This window comes from Pseudomonas sp. GW822-FHT02G04 (assembly GCF_058802085.1).
Window position 1 is genome coordinate 248,399 of the sequence record NZ_JBXANU010000005.1, and the last position, 15,290, is coordinate 263,688.

The 15,290-nt window shown below is 51.3% G+C and carries 13 protein-coding genes and 1 pseudogene; 13 read left to right on the top strand and 1 reads right to left on the bottom strand.

Annotation, left to right across the window (positions count from 1 at the left end; genetic code table 11):
- Positions 1-635: 635 nt before the first annotated feature.
- The 5 genes from AC1RO5_RS09635 (at position 636) to AC1RO5_RS09655 (ending at position 7,449) form a co-directional block, all read left to right on the top strand.
- Positions 636-2,570, top strand: a complete 1,935-nt coding sequence (locus AC1RO5_RS09635) for a TnsB C-terminal domain-containing protein (RefSeq protein ID WP_493174694.1) — start codon at positions 636-638, stop codon at positions 2,568-2,570.
- Positions 2,567-3,532, top strand: coding sequence for a TniB family NTP-binding protein (locus AC1RO5_RS09640; protein WP_493174695.1), 966 nt, complete (start codon positions 2,567-2,569; stop codon positions 3,530-3,532). Before AC1RO5_RS09635 ends, AC1RO5_RS09640 begins: the two co-directional genes overlap by 4 nt.
- A 192-nt stretch (positions 3,533-3,724) precedes the next feature.
- Positions 3,725-5,845: a TniQ family protein gene (locus tag AC1RO5_RS09645; protein ID WP_493174696.1), complete on the top strand. Its 2,121-nt coding sequence runs from the start codon at positions 3,725-3,727 to the stop codon at positions 5,843-5,845.
- An 886-nt stretch (positions 5,846-6,731) separates the two neighbouring features.
- The gene (locus AC1RO5_RS09650) at positions 6,732-7,193 is read left to right on the top strand and encodes a hypothetical protein (protein ID WP_493174697.1); all 462 of its coding nucleotides are present in this window, start codon (positions 6,732-6,734) and stop codon (positions 7,191-7,193) included.
- On the top strand, positions 7,186-7,449 hold the full coding sequence (locus AC1RO5_RS09655; RefSeq protein ID WP_493174698.1) for a hypothetical protein: 264 nt from the start codon (positions 7,186-7,188) through the stop codon (positions 7,447-7,449). Before AC1RO5_RS09650 ends, AC1RO5_RS09655 begins: the two co-directional genes overlap by 8 nt.
- A gap of 217 nt (positions 7,450-7,666) precedes the next feature.
- Here AC1RO5_RS09655 and AC1RO5_RS09660 read toward each other — a convergent pair whose 3' ends face one another.
- Positions 7,667-8,140, bottom strand: a complete 474-nt coding sequence (locus AC1RO5_RS09660; RefSeq protein WP_493174699.1) for an XRE family transcriptional regulator — start codon at positions 8,138-8,140, stop codon at positions 7,667-7,669.
- Between the two features lie 31 nt (positions 8,141-8,171).
- Between AC1RO5_RS09660 and AC1RO5_RS09665 the strand changes: the two genes are divergently transcribed.
- The 8 genes and pseudogenes from AC1RO5_RS09665 (at position 8,172) to AC1RO5_RS09700 (ending at position 15,255) form a co-directional block, all read left to right on the top strand.
- Entirely contained in the window at positions 8,172-8,774 is a 603-nt protein-coding gene (locus AC1RO5_RS09665) for a hypothetical protein (protein ID WP_493174700.1), read from the top strand.
- 21 nt (positions 8,775-8,795) lie between these two features.
- Positions 8,796-9,191 (top strand): DUF6957 family protein, encoded by a 396-nt coding sequence (locus AC1RO5_RS09670; RefSeq protein WP_493174701.1) that lies wholly within the window; start codon positions 8,796-8,798, stop codon positions 9,189-9,191.
- A gap of 41 nt (positions 9,192-9,232) precedes the next feature.
- Positions 9,233-9,595, top strand: a complete 363-nt coding sequence (locus tag AC1RO5_RS09675) for a hypothetical protein (protein ID WP_493174702.1) — start codon at positions 9,233-9,235, stop codon at positions 9,593-9,595.
- Positions 9,596-10,842: 1,247 nt separating this feature from the next.
- Positions 10,843-11,433 (top strand): annotated as a pseudogene (locus tag AC1RO5_RS09680) (CBS domain-containing protein); the annotation flags it as partial.
- Complete coding sequence (locus tag AC1RO5_RS09685) at positions 11,430-12,278, top strand: ABC transporter permease (protein ID WP_493174703.1); 849 nt, start codon at positions 11,430-11,432, stop codon at positions 12,276-12,278. The pseudogene AC1RO5_RS09680 and the gene AC1RO5_RS09685, both read left to right, overlap by 4 nt.
- The gene (locus tag AC1RO5_RS09690) at positions 12,275-13,126 is read left to right on the top strand and encodes an ABC transporter permease (protein ID WP_493174704.1); all 852 of its coding nucleotides are present in this window, start codon (positions 12,275-12,277) and stop codon (positions 13,124-13,126) included. Before AC1RO5_RS09685 ends, AC1RO5_RS09690 begins: the two co-directional genes overlap by 4 nt.
- An 11-nt stretch (positions 13,127-13,137) precedes the next feature.
- On the top strand, positions 13,138-14,136 hold the full coding sequence (locus AC1RO5_RS09695; RefSeq protein WP_493174705.1) for a 4-hydroxyproline epimerase: 999 nt from the start codon (positions 13,138-13,140) through the stop codon (positions 14,134-14,136).
- 135 nt (positions 14,137-14,271) lie between these two features.
- Positions 14,272-15,255, top strand: coding sequence for a GlxA family transcriptional regulator (locus tag AC1RO5_RS09700; RefSeq protein ID WP_493174775.1), 984 nt, complete (start codon positions 14,272-14,274; stop codon positions 15,253-15,255).
- Positions 15,256-15,290 lie beyond the last annotated feature (35 nt).

Sequence of the window (15,290 nt, forward strand, 5' to 3'; positions counted from 1 at the left end):
ACATATCTCCGGTAATTTGGACAAGCGGTGGCGTGTCTTTACCATCGTTGTCTATGCTCTACATCATTCTTCCAGTTAAATTTTTTACAGGGTGAGGATGTATGACCTACGTAGGAGCTTTCGCAACCTCGGACTTAGGCCCTGAACTACTGGTGGTTGTTAGCATCCATCGGCCGCCGCGTGACAGTGTCAGGCTCTGCAGGCTGTCGGACGGGCATTGCTTTTCCCTAAGCCCTTCGCGGGTGCATATCTTGGATAGGGGATGGCGCCTTTTCGAGGATCACATGGCTGAGGAAGTGAGGAAGTTCCGGCTCGCTCATCATAAAGACCGCATCACATCTCCCCCTAGCGCTTGCCAGAATGAGTCGCCAATTGAGGAGTACATCAGCATTATCGATGAGACCTCTGCCAGTTACCGGCTCATGCCGCTGAAAACTTACATAATTCAGAAAGAATTTGACCGTTGGAATTTCCCCTCGTATACCAAGGTCGATTGCTGGAGGCACGTGTGCCACGCTTGCGAGCTGAAAGGTCTTGCACCTCCTACGCTGAAGGTGGTGCGATCGAGGCTTGAAGGCGTCGCCAAACAGGATGAATCAAAACATAAATTCCGACACTGCGTGTAGTCATTAATAATGGACTACGTAGTAGGGGAAAGTGTGTTTCTGAAAGAGCGCGATGGGATTTTCACCGTGCTGGACTTTGACGTCGAAACTGATAGCTACCTTATTCAATCCTCAGGAAAAATAGAACCGCCATGGAAGGCGAATCGGGATAGTCTCCTAAAAATCTCCTCAGATATTAGCGAGCGCATTCGGGCGGAAGTTATTGCTCATGACACACAACAGCACCTCCTGGCTGAAGTGTCTAAACCTGTATCCCGATACGATGACGATCAGATTCTCACCGCAAGAATGCGGGAACGAATCATCAAGCCTCTATATGAAGCTGAGAAAGCTGAAAAAATTACCAAGACTGACAAAGAATGGGCCATGACTGAGCTAAAGGTGAAGCTCACGGTGCTCAATGATTTGTTGGCTAGGTACCGCAAATGGCCCAATTGGGAGAGTCTGGTTCCGGGTAAGCCAGGTAGGCGCAAGGGCGCAACCCGATTCAGCCAAGAAGTTGAAGACGTCATGGTTATAGCGAGCCAAGAAGATCCTGTAGGCCCCGGGGGCACGGTGCAAGCAATGGTTAATGGTGCTCGAGCACGGCTTTTCGATCTTAACCAGGCTGCTCCTTCTGATGCGACTATAAGAAGGCGTTATAAAAAATGTGTTTCTGATCGCGAAGCGTTAGCGAACAACAAAGGCTCAAAGGCTGCACGCGATAAATTTAATACCTTTGAGCACGGAGCAGTCACTACGCATGCCCTGCAGTTAATTCACGCAGACAATAGTCCACTTGATTGCCATGCGATCGACCCCGAAACCGGAAAGTGGTTGGGGCGACCAAACTTAACGCTGATTGTGGATGATCATACCGATTCATTTTTGGGGTTCGCTCTTTCATATCGTGCACCTTCGAGAAACACATTAGCTGATGCAATGCTAATGGCCGTCCAGCCCAAAGACGCATTGTTGGAAGAGTACGGGTTGGCCGGAACATTCGTCTGGATGCAGTATGGGGCGGGAGAGAACTACCGAGTTGACGGAGGTAGGGATCTAAACGCGAAAACTGTTCTGGCTGGTCTTGATAAGCACGGAATCACTCCTCAGAGAAGAATGCGGCCTCAAAGTGGCGGTAAAGTTGAGCGTGGATTCGGAAAGATAAACCCCCTATTCATGCAAAGACTCAACGGGGCTATTGCGTCAAATCGAAAAATTGCACGTGGCGAAGACCCACAAGCCATGGCTAGGTATTCCATCACAGATCTTTTCATATTGATAATAACTCAAATTTGTATCTGGCATGAGTGGTCTGGTGGTGATCGTCTTACCTCCAATCAACGCTGGTTGAAAAGCTTCGGAGTGCATGATGGCGTCATAAAGGTTCCGAGGACTTTAGCGGATCCTGAGCACTTTTGGATAGATATCCTTCATGAGCGTCACGTTTCGGTGCGGCGTGAGGGAATACTGACAACTGAATTACTTTACACGGCTGGCCCTTATAAAAATCAGGTGGGAAGGCAGGTAAGGATTAAAATAGACCATAACAATATTCATCGCGCCTGGGTTGAGTACGAGGGCAAGTGGGTAGAAATAGCATTGATCAATAAGGGCTATGGCAATATCCCTAAGACGATGTGGGAGTGGGATGTAAGGCGGAAGTATGGCCAGCGTAGGAATGAATTGACGATTCTTGGGTTAGTCTATGTCAATGCGCAGCGGAAGTTGATGAGAACTCTTATTACAGATGGGGAGCTCAGAAGGCTCGAAGAATCTAGTGCACTCCAAGAACGAGCGTTGAATGCATTGTCTCCAGGCTTGATCACAAACTCTTCTCAGTCTTTGCCTTCTGCCACCACTGAAGAGCCCAGAGCCAGCAACGCCGCGGCGACATCAGATGGAGGTTCAGCATCGGTACAACGTGGCCCTGCGCCCCCCATGATGGGAGATGACGACCTATGAACCATCTTACCGAAAAGACCAAAGAGCTCTTAGACCTAACACGCGAAGATCGGGCACTTGCGTGCATGAGAGAGCTTTTCCTTATGCATCCGTCGGCGATGGCAGCGGAGCTCAACGCTCAGCGCTTAGTGGCTTTACCTAGGTGCACCTCTAATGCCGGTATGTCCTTGATCGCGCATCCAGGCGTCGGCAAATCGTCATTAGGTCAGCGCTGGCAGACTCAAAGCTTCAAGCCGAATTCAAAATGGCCTGGCAAGATAATTTACATCGATCTCGTGGAGAACATTGCGAACCTAAGCATCATGAAGCTTTTCCTCGCGGAAGTGGGTAAGCAATTCTACAAGCGACCGCTTAACCTGTCATATCGCGACGTTGCGCTAGCTCAGAATCTGATAAGGGAGAATAACGTTCGAGCTGTATTTATTGATGAAGCCCCACTGCTTCGCCAGACACTCACGGACAAGCGGGTCAATCGCGAGCACGGCGCGATTAAGGGGCTTGCTGGGCCAGCTTGGCAGATGAATATGATTATGAGCGGAACTGCTGAAGGTCTTAGGGAAGTTTATGGAGAGGATGCAACACTTTTGAGTCGGTTCAGCCTTCGAAAATCAGAGCTAACCGCTTGGAATAACGATTTCGAAGGAGAATCCTTCGTGAACGGATATCTGTGCTACATGCCGCTGTTGCAGAAATCGGTCGTCAACATGGCTTTTTTGAAGAACCTTTATGACTTTGCGATTACGGTAACAGTCGTAGATCGTATCCGGGTGGAATATCGCTCGCGCCGGGCGGTTGTGGAGATTTTGAGGGAGGCTTGCCGGATGGAGGTCGAGAGCGGCCAGGAATATGTCAATGCAGATAGCATCTTGAAAGCGTGGAATGCCATGCAGGGTGTCAACGAGGCACTGGATAGGTTGGAGACCCGACCTACGATGATTTTGAACAGTGCGCCTGCAGATTAAGTGCGCGCGTTGAGGTAAAGGTTATGTTGCCCGTCATCGGTTTTTGCAGCATTACCGAACGAGCTGTGCAGTCTAGCTTTCTTGACAGCGGAGACCGCTTCACTGAAATGCCAAGACCGCACTACGCCTCAGTCCCACAACGAAATAAAATCGCGATTACCGTACCTGCGGCAGCGGGACAGGAGGTCAGCGTTGATCCACGATGAAAGCGATGCGTATTGGTCTGGAGCTTCTGGCAATGAAGAAGCTCTGAACGAGTGCTATCGGTTTTGTACGTCCGCAGAATCCTCAGAATGTGAGGGGGTTGGCAAAGGTGCAGCGGAGGCATTGCGGGAAGTAATGCTCGTAGTGGGTTCCCCTGGATGTGGCTCCACTGCCTTGGCCAACCAGTTGGCCCTGCGGTTGCGTGCAGTTGATCAGAATGTGTTAGCCATAGATGAGATTTCAAGTTTTGAACCAGGTAATTTCAAGGCGAATCTGGATGTAGCTTTGCGAATTCCGCCGCTTGTTGATGCCAAGACGGGGTCAGCAACAGTGGGCCTGAATGCACTGCAGCTTGCAGTGCTGGAGGCACGGAGCTACGAATGCTTCATCGTCCATGACGCGGATATTTATGGTTTTGACGAGAGTGCACAGGCAGGTAACGCGGCGGTGATTCTCCAACTCCTGCGAATTAATCAGCCAGCGCGAATCGTGATATTCGGCGTTGCCAACTCGGTTGAATGGCTGAAGATTGCGTTGAAGGACGCGTCTTTGGGCTGTAGGACGATACAGCTCGAACCGATGCAATCTTATTCGGAGTTTGGCCGGTTCATGATCGATGTCGCGCTTCATGTCTTGCCGCCGTGCCCCCCTCGTCGTGTTGAAGGTCTCGGTTTAGATTCTATTTATGATTGGTCGGGTGGGTACATAGGACTTGCGGTCACAGCGCTGATTCACAAGATCATGGAGGAGATCACATTGAATGTCGTAGATGACGAGCAGTCTCTCCCTATGTTTTCGTGTGTTGAAGAAGAGTCCACCAATCTTGAGATTAGCCATGGAGCATGTGGGCAAACCATACCGTCCGAGACATTTGAAGCAGAAGTACTCCAGGCCGCAGTTGTGGTTGAACGTTTTGCGGGAGATGATAACGTAGGCCGCAGTAGGAGGGATGTGGGGAGAGGTTCTTGCAGCACCACGCAAGCGTTGGCGCTATCGCACTCAAAACCACCGGAAACCGAATTGCGGCATCACCACCCAGTGGTTGATAACGAGTCCTTCTCATCCTGGGTCGCCAGGCAGGCTATGGATCTAAGTCACAGCACTGGGTACAGCTTAGCGAGCCATCTGGTTTCTTGTTGCAGTAGGGGAGGCTCAGACCCCGATATGCAGTGGGGGAACCTTGAAATACTGCAGCATGTAAGCCTGGCTGACCGACTCTATATTTCTGCCAAATTCACACTGCCACGACAGAGTAGTTCTTACCGCGATGGCAGCGCCAATCCCTCCGGTTGCGAAAGCCCCAAAAAAAATGGCGGCTTAAGCAACCTCAGCGCCGGTATGACGCCGTACTATGAGGCACTCAATTACTGCCCGAAGTGCTTCAAGTCTGATCTAGCTGTGGGCCTCGCTCCAGCCCTGCGTTTGGATTGGCGGAAACCACGGATGAGCGTTTGTCTGCGACACAATACACCTGTTCTTCTCGAGCGATTGGCCACCTCGAACTTTACCCTTCTGGACAAGGCTTGGACGGCTTTCGCTGAATACGCGGGAAGCCCCGCCTCTAGACTCACCACGCAGTTTCCTCTTCAATGTTCATCATCTACCCAGGCAAAAGTCAATAATGAGCGCTTGGTAGCTTTAGTCGCCAGAATGCAAACCTGGTTCTTTGGACTTACAACCGAGAGCATGCCTTCGGCAAACGCCGCCGAATTCTTGATGTTCTACTGGCTACAGGATGGAAATGAAAACGGAGCGCAAGGTTTCGCCCGATCGTACTTCTTCAGCCGAATTATCAATCCTCTGTGGAAAAAGACAATGAAGCATGGAGAAATATTAAGTCACTTCGAGACGGATTCTGCACGCCCCCGTGATGTAGCAGTGGCGTACTGGATGTTGGGTATCGGATTCGGCGTGATTAGTACTTCCGAAGCAGAGTTCATACGAGACATTGCAAAGGGTTATTCCATTCCATTTCCTACCTCTCAAGGAGACGTTTCCTTGGTGGGAACTCTGGTTTATAGTCCAGGCCAGAGACAGGTATATTTGACACTCGCAAAATCTACGTTAAGCGACTCGGAGTACGATAGTGTTGAATGGGCTCTCAAGTAAGCTTGGCGACCCGAAACCTTCTATAAAATCACATGCTGAAGCTCCGCAAAGCAGATGTTTTAGAAGTTGGCACTGCATGATTTCAAGCTTAGTTACTTAGAGCAACATTTGGACGGGTTTCCTCCGGTTCCAATTTTATGATCACCATTGGTCACTCTACTCGCCAATCCCGGATTATCCTTCAGTCAAAGCGTGCAGCAAGAGGACGAGGGCAGCGTACCGGTTGCTCAGGAAGGAGCGGGATTACGCTGAAGATCAGACCTGCTCGCTCCTGATTATGGCTACATCTGAACCATCGAGACTTACGCGAGTAAGACGCGCTTTGTTGAAATAATGCCGGTGCTGACCGCGAATCCATTGTCGGTGTGCGACTTCAAAAAATGAATGCCTTAGACTATCGAGGTTGAGAGAGTTACCTAAGGCAATGATTTTTATGAATTAATTTTGAAGTATCTACTCGCAAGACCTCCATAATAGTTATCATAAATTGACACAGCGTCGGTGCTTCGCTGTGGTTCAGCTAGAGTGATGAGCAACCTTCGGCTTGGAATTATATTTTTAAGGACATATTTTCGATAAATTGACTGGAGCCGTAGAGGCCTCCTTTCCTACTGGCGTCTTGCCCATGTACACGTATTGATACGTCACTGGTAACAGTTGTCGCTCGGTGATTTTTCGATCTTGAACGATCCTCATGTTGCGTGTCGATTACAAAACTGGTTGGACGTGCTTTACTGACGAAAGGTGGCGTGATTGACCTGAGCTCACATAAGCTCATGATAAATTTGAGTATTTACCTCTTTTGCGTAAGGGTTTTTATCGGTCGTGAACGCTATTATACTGTGTGTATCTCATACCGGATCCTTACGAGAAGCTGGAGCGGCTAATGGTTAGGACTCATACGCTTGTAGAGTACCGACTCAAGGAGTTTGAGCTTGAGCAGGCTTTGCGCAGGCTCAAAAAGCAGCAGGAGAGTCTGGATTACAAACTGGACGTTGAGTTTTACCTAAAGCTAGAGGCGCTGGCCAAGGGATACGGATATAGCCTTGGTCAGGTCTATGACCTGCTTGTCGCCAGGTATGAGGGGGAGGGCTGCGGTTTGGAGTTGGATGCTGATGGCTTGAGAGCTAGAACGAATAATGGTTTGCTGGAAATGATTCAGCGAATGGACACATCGTCTTCCTCAGCGCAGCTAGCAAATAATTCTGCTCTTTTAAGTTTAGGCGGCGGCGTTGGCAAGGCGCTTAAATCAAATGCTGGGCTGAGTCCTCATGTTCATCATGCGTCAAAGGATCCTGCCGAGGTTGGAGAATCTAAGGATGACTTAGAGGAGAAGATCTATGACTAACGTTCAAGAATTTATTGCCCTAAGCAATCGAATTGCAATGGAATACGAAGCCATCGCACCTCTTCTTCGTGATCCTGAAGTTGTTAAGGCAGCACGATTCCTTGGCGAGTTAGATAATCTGGCTCATGAGTATGAGTTTAGTGTCATAGATATTCTTAAGTTGATTGATCCTGGTCGTGCTTTAGAGTCTGAAAAGATAAAAAATGATAAAGTTATAAAGTCTCAAAAGCGAAATAAGCGTGTTGCACCTCAGTGACCTGTTTTCACTGAGCGTTCATCAATAAAAGACCAGCAGTAAAGTAATCGAACTGCAGGCTGTTCTACCTCTTGGATGCACTACACTTTCAAGTCCAGTGCCTCTGCAATCTCCTCTCGCGTCATCGAGCAGGCTTACGCCCTAGTAACTCAATTCTAGTCAACGACGCAGAGCGCGCTCAAGGCTGGTCACTTCCCAACTTTCCAGAAATCACTAGCTACTTTTTCGCCCAGTATTCTCTGACCGTGGTCAATGCAAGTCCCAGTGTCTCGGCAGTCTGCCGTTGAGTCGCACCGGTCGACTTGAGACTCAGCACGGCTCTCTCATTCTCAGCATTCAACGGCTTACCCCGACCCCGCTTTATAAGCGAGCCATTCCCATCAAATTGCTCGCTGAGCGCTTCCATTCCTCCACCAGCGTGAAAATCTGATACCTCGACCTCAGCTTCACACATTACTTCAAGAGGCTGCTTTCCCTCTTGGTGAGCAATGCACAAGCTAAGCATCGCCACCGGACTAATCCCAAGCGACTCCGCCAGATCTGCAAATTGCTCAAGGGTGATGCTCGTCTGGGCATTTTCTAGCGCACTTACCTTTCGCCGGTGGGTGGCATCCGAGACGTCGGCGTACTTGGCACGTCGTATTACGCGGAGCGCACGAAGCACTCCTGCAAATGCGGTTCTCAATTCCATGACTTGCCCAAAAGTCAGGATATAGCCACAATTGACCAGTACGAATAAACGTCAATATCGTGTATTATTCGCCAATTACGGCCAACTTCAGCGCCAGCTATCCCGCGATATTGAGCCGTGGCGCACTGACCCTTGCCCTCAAACCTCAAAGCATCGCCGTCGCGATGGATTCAACGAGAACCCGATGTTTAGAACAGACGATAATGATTTGGCAGGCGTCCCAGGATTGTTTGGTGAGCGGCTTGCGCACTGGCATGCAGTTTCCAGGATGCTCAGGAAGCACTGGTTCCACCTCACCGTAAAAATGATCGTGAAGGGCAGGGCGCAAGAGTTTGAATTGATGGTCAATGACGAACCTAAGCTCCATCAAGTGCTCCAGTCACAAGACGATGAGGTCTTCGTCAAAGAGATTCAGATTGTCACCCCTGCCAACATGAATGGTGGCGACGCTTGGCGGATGGAGAAGGTCGATAGCTTGGCCCTAGGGCAAGATTCAGATGGTGACGCCGTCTGTGTAGTGACGGTTGAGGGTGGCTCGGTTTATCACGACTCGTATCGTTCCAGCCTGGATGTGACGACGTTGACCAATATGCGAACCTTATACGATCGCAGCGCTGGGCAAGGCGTGCACTGACTTGCCAGGGGAGCAGCGTGAATGGCTAGCGCGGATGGTAACGAGCTGTTGAATGATGACCATGCTTTCTTAGAAGGTGTATCGGTGAGCCTGGATGAGGCTCGTGCACTTGTTTCTGAGCACTTTCCCAGAAAAGCTTATTGCTTGGTCGAGCAGTGGACTCTTTTCCAAGCAGATGTATCCGCTGCTGATCTGGCTAAGATTCACGCCGCTGGGCATCTTCCATTGGTGGTCTTTGCCCATCGAGTAATAGAAGATAGCCGTGGTCGCTTTCAGCCTGGTGATTGGGTGCGGTCGAGTATGTGCACATCGTTCGACGGTAGCATCCTGGCCGAGACCAAGAACACCGTGTATGTGTTGGTCGGCCCCGGTCGACGCCAAACGGCGAGTCTCAAAACGATTTTCTCTTTTTTCTGATCGCGTATAGAAGTGGTCAGTCCATCTGGTAAGGACACTTAATGCCCGGCTCCATCGATGTAGATTTTCACAGCAAACAGCATTCTGACTTTGATCTCCAGTGCATAGCCGGAGCCGTTTCCCAAGGCTTCGCTGAACCGGTTACTGCATACCTCACTGAAGCGTTCATCAAGTCTCGGACATGTGTTGGAGTCGTATTCGAACATCAAGGCGACGACGCTCATGGAAGGTTTGAAGACGGCCGGGTTATCCAAACCGGTGTTGTGGTGATGGCTCAGAAGGAAGGGGGTTATTGGGTCTTATCAGATGAGGCGGGCAGCAGGTATGTGCTCGTCACATTTCGCCGGGAAGGTGGGAGCGAGAGCCTGCTCAGTTATTTAAAAACGGCAGAACCGCAACCATAGCTACCTTGCTGAGTTCGACATGAGCGATATTCCTCCAAACGAAAAGGCTCTACCCGAAATCAAGATTGAAGAGTTCAGAGCGCGTTATCCGTAGCTTTTCTCGGTGTTCTTTGCGATACCTTGCAGTCGCATCTAACGCGGCATCCTGACGTCATGCCGGTGACTGTCGCCCAATGTGCGGGGCTCCTGGCAGGCTTATGGAAGAGCAGTGGGTTAGCACGCTGTGTTCGACCCACGACGGTAGCAGTGCCGAATAAAGCCTTAGGATCTCACTGATTCGACTGGGGTGGCGTGCCGCTTTCGCGGACGGCTGTCGTGAACCGAGCCACTCCGCGTCTCGGCCCTGCCGGGCTTCCATCCTCACGTCTTTGGCCATAGGCCTGCGCGCTCCGCTTACGTGGGGGCGCTGCGCGGCGCTAACGATTTTTAGATTTGAAATTGAGGCGAATTTGAATGTCCTTCACCTGGAAGAATAGATGCTTTCAGCCCTTCGGCGTTGAACATCAGGCAGAACAATTTATTCACTCGATCATCACGCTTTGGTAGTAGCCAGGCCACATTGAGCGAAGCGTTACCTTGCATAAGCTCTTCGACAGCATTTTCTTGTTGTTGGAAATTCTGACGATTTTTCGACCCGCAATCATATTACCCACTACTGCCTCAGATGGCAGTACCCATATCCAATTCGTCATCCTTTCCCCCTCATCAAAGCTTCCAAGTCGAATCACAGCCTACCAAACCAAAAGCATCGGAGTGCAGCGGTCTTTCTGCAAAAAACAGTTTTTCGATGCCTCTAACCGCGACTCGATAGATGAACTAAGCACAGTATTGGATCGATCTGCTGGGCTAGTGTCTGCGACTTGACTTTTATAGAGAAAATTTTCAGTATTGCCACTGCGCCAATGACGGTGGCGTTCAGCCCTAGCTAGATAAAGCCTCTGCACCGTTGCTTCAACTTCTTCATCCCAGCCATCTCGAATGGTCAACGGAATACTAGGGTTCAACGTTGGCCGTGAGAGGTTTGGCCATGAGTCGTTTTGTTACCCCCTCCCTCAGTGCTTTCAAGTCGGATGCAGCTGTCCTGCTTCGCGATTTCCGTGACGGTTGTCCTGATGCCACAAATAGGCTCGCTCGGTATTCGCCTCGTCCCAAGACAGAAATCAAGCTCGCGACATGCCTGCGAACCATCGCCAGAGAATACGAGACCACATACGAGGAAATCACAGCTGAAGAGCAGCTGATTGCTAGGTATGCAGCAACGCGTAGGCCTTGCACGCGCTATTACTGCTGACCCTGAAGTGATTCTGATGGATGAGCCTTTCAGTGCGCTTGACCCGCTTATTCGCCGTCAGTTGCAGGATGAGTTCCGCCAACTGACCAAGGAGCTGGGCAAGTCCGCTGTATTCATTACTCACGATCTGGATGAGGCCATTCGCATTGGTGATCGCATCGCGATCATGAAGGATGGCGTAATCATTCAGGTGGGTACTGCCGAAGAGATCGTCCTCAACCCCGCTGATGACTATGTGGCTGAGTTTGTGGCAGGTATTTCCCGGCTGCACCTCGTCAAAGCTCACTCGGTCATGACACCGGTCGAACCCTTCAAAGCGGCTAACCCCGGATGCGACATTTCCAGGCTTAGCAAAACCTCGCTCGGCGCTGATATCAACGAGTTAATTGGACTGACGATGAAGTCCGACCGTGACGCTCTTGCAGTGGTCGATAACGGAACGGTGGTTGGGATCATTACGCCACGCGACTTGTTGCGTGGCGTTCAAGGCATTCCGAATGAATTCTCGGCTTCGACAACCGATTCTGTTCTGGAGGCATCGACATGAGCATTCCGGACTTTTCCGATCAATTCGACTCGGTCGTCGACGCAAGTCTGGAATGGCTATCGGATCACGGTGAATTTTTGTTCGACGGCGTCAACGCATTGTTGACGGGCGTTTATAAAAGCGTTCTCTGGTGCATTGCTTACCCACCGTATTACATCGTCGCGATTGCCATCGCGCTTATCGGATGGCGTGTAGTTGGCGTCCGATTTGCGATTCTCGCCGGCCTCGCGTTGTTGTTTTGTGATGTGATTGGGCTGTGGCCGGAGACAGTAAGTACCCTTGCCCTGGTTCTGACGGCAACCGTGCTCGCGCTGGTTGTAGCGATCCCACTTGGCGTGCTGGCGGGTCTTGCCCCCTCAGTTGATCGAGTCGTCGATCCGGTTCTGGATCTGATCCAGACCATGCCTCCCTACATCTATCTGTTGCCCGCCATCGCGCTGCTTGGCTACGGCCCGGCCACGGCACTGTTGGCCACCTTCATTGTCGCCGTACCACCAGCAATCCGGTTGACCTCTTTGGGGATTCGTATGACTCCACGGGAGTTCATCGAACTAGGGGATGCCAGCGGTGTTACCGGCTGGCAGATGTTCTTCAAGATTCGGCTGCCATTCGCTAAACCAAGCATCATGGCAGGGGTAAATCAAAGTCTGATGATGGCTTTCGGTATGGTCGTGATTGCCGGCATCGTCGGATCTGGCGGCCTGGGTGAATCCATCTACGGTGCTGTTCGCACGCTGGATATCGCCAAGTCGATCAACGCAGCCATCGCCATCGTCATTCTGACCATGATTCTGGATCGTTTGGCGCAGCACGCTGCCCGCTCGCGGATGGGAGAAAACCAATGACTACCGCTGAGATCCAATTTTCTCCAGGTGAATTCCTCGCCCCTGCCGTTGATTGGCTGAACGCCAATCTGCACGGTCTGTTCAAAGGAATCAGCCAAGTCATCGAGGCGGTATTGGGTGCAGTAGAGACTGCGTTACTGGCCCCCCATCCTTACTTGTTCATTGGCATCGTCGTTGTAGGCGCGTTTTTTCTTGCCAATAAACGTGTCGCGATATTCGCCGGTTTGATGTTGGCCTTCTGCTTGTTTTCCGGGCTCTGGGTCGCCTCTATGCAAACCATTGCCCTGGTTTCTGTCGCGGTTCTTATTTCGGTGGCAATCGCCTTTCCGCTCGGTGTGCTAGCCGCACGAGTGAAGCGCGTTGACGAGGCGTTTCAGCCGATCCTCAATATCATGCAGACGGTGCCGCCATGGGTTTACTTGATCCCTGCCGTGATGCTGTTCAGCTTGGGACGAGTTCCGGCAATCATCGCGACCATCGTTTACGGCATTCCGCCGATGCTTAGGTTGACTACTTTGGCGTTCAAACAGCTGCCAAAAGATTTACTTGAACTGGGGCAAGCATCCGGTGCTTCGCCTAGGGACATTTTGTTCAAGATTGAACTGCCGACTGCCGCGCCAACACTTTTAGTCGGCCTTAACCAATGCATCCTCATGTCCTTGGCGATGGTGGTGTTGGCAGGCCTGGTAGGTGCTGGAGGTCTCGGAGCTGAAGTGACTCGCGGCCTCTCCAGAATGGAGATGGGCCTAGGCCTTCGTGCCGGCCTGGCGATTGTTGCTGTTGCACTGCTTCTAGACCGTCTGTCACGTGGCGCATTGCAACGTCATTCCCCTCGCAACCTTGTTTGAAGGGTTCCAGTATGAGACGCAGTTTTTTTTGCATTGACTCGCATGCGTGTGGCAATCCGGTTCGGGTGGTTGCAGGTGGTGGCCCGTTGTTGCCGTCGGTGTCGATGGCCGAGCGCCGAGAAATTTTTGTCCGAGATCATGACTGGGTACGAACCGCACTGATGTTCGAGCCCAGAGGGCACGACATCATGTCTGGCGTCATCATCTATCCGTCCACACGCGATGACTGTGACTTTGGTGCGTTGTTCATTGAGGTCAGCGGCTGCCTGCCCATGTGTGGAGCAGGCACTATCGGATTGTCTACGGTCGTGATCGAGGAGGGCCTGATCACCCCGAGCGAACCTGGCAAGCTGGCCATCGAAACGCCGGCAGGGCGAGTAGATGTCGACTACACCATGAGTGGTGAATACGTTGACTCCATTCGGCTATTCAACGTGGCCAGTTATCTACACAGTGCTGATGTGGTCGTAGATGTCCCAGGTGTCGGTGAGCTCGTCGTGGATATTGCCTATGGCGGTAATTTCTATGCGGTGGTCGAGCCGCAGGAAAACTGGGCCGGCTTGAAAGGACTGACCACTGCAGACATTGTCGATCTGAGCCAGAAGCTTCGCTCAGCCCTGGCAGAAGTCAGTGATCCCGTGCATCCGGAAAACAGCAGAATCAGTGGCGTCCACCATGTCATCTGGTGTGACGATGAATACACTACCGCAGCTGATGGTCGCGGTGCAGTTTTCTACGGCGACAAAGCCATTGATCGCTCTCCCGGTGGTACGGGTACCTCTGCACGTATGGCTCAACTCTTCGGAAAGGGACGGTTAAAGGTAGGGGATACGTACCGAAACGAAAGCTTGATCGGAACGATTTTTGAAGGAAGAGTCGAAGCGTCGGTTAAAGTCGGAACGTTCGATGGCATCAGGCCAAGTATCGGTGGCTGGGCGCAGATCACCGGTCACAACACGATTTTCGTTGATGACAAAGATCCGTTACGTCATGGCTTTCAGCTTGCCTGATCAGTTGCAGAATGAGTCCAACAGCAATGATTGCTTGTGAATAGCGTTGAGCTTTATCAATGCTCCAAACGACGCATCCTCGAACGTAAAAGAGTGGGTCTAGTATTGATCGAACGACGCCAATTTAGCGGAGGTATGAAGGGCAAAAACCTTCGCTATTTGAATGAGCAACCTGACGAGACTATGCAAACGGTTCGGGCAGGATTTCTGCTGCTCGAACACTTCTCGTTACCCGCGTTCACCCAAGCGCTGGATACTATTGTCACGGCCAATCTTTTACGCTCCAAGTCGTTTTCCTCCCGAACGTTCGGTTTGAACGATGGGGAGGTCGTCAGCGATCTGGAGCTGGTCATTCGGCCAGATGCCAATATTGATTGTTCAGTAATTAAGGACTTGGAACTGTTGGTCATTTGCGGCGGTTACAGGACAGAGCTCAAGGCCTCTGATGAGTTGATCCAGTTGCTGAGAGCAGCCTCAGATCTGGGTGTCAGTCTTGCCGGCCTGTGGAATGGTGCATGGTTCTTGGGTCGTGCAGGATTGCTGGAAGGGTATCGTTGTGCGGTTCACCCCGAACATCGCCCCGCGCTCGCGGAGTTCTGCAAGGCCTCGCAGGTCAGCAGTGAGCCCTATGTCATAGATCGAGACCGGCTGACGGCATCCAGCCCTTCCGGGGCATTCCATATGGCGCTGGACTGGATCAAAGGCCTGCACGATAAGGCGCTCGTCGAGGGTATTGAGGACATCCTTGCTTTCGAAGAGTCTCGCTACCGGCGCATAAAACCTACTGAAAATATCTGTTTGAGTGCGCCTTTACGTGAGGTGGTCAAGTTGATGGATGCCAACCTGGAAGAACCTTTGGAGTTGGAGCAACTGGCTGTCTTCGCCGGCCGTTCACGCCGGCAACTCGAGCGCCTGTTCAGAGAGCAGCTGGGAACAACGCCACAACGGTATTACATGGAACTGCGCATCACCGAGGCGCGACGACTTCTCCAACACACGGAGCTGTCTCAGGTCGATGTGTTGGTCGCCTGTGGCTTTGTTTCCCCCAGTCATTTCAGCAAGTGCTACAGCTCATATTTCGGGTATAGACCGTCAAAGGAAACGCGCCACGTTAAATAAAACCTATTTCTGAGTCGACGCGCACTGGTTTGTGT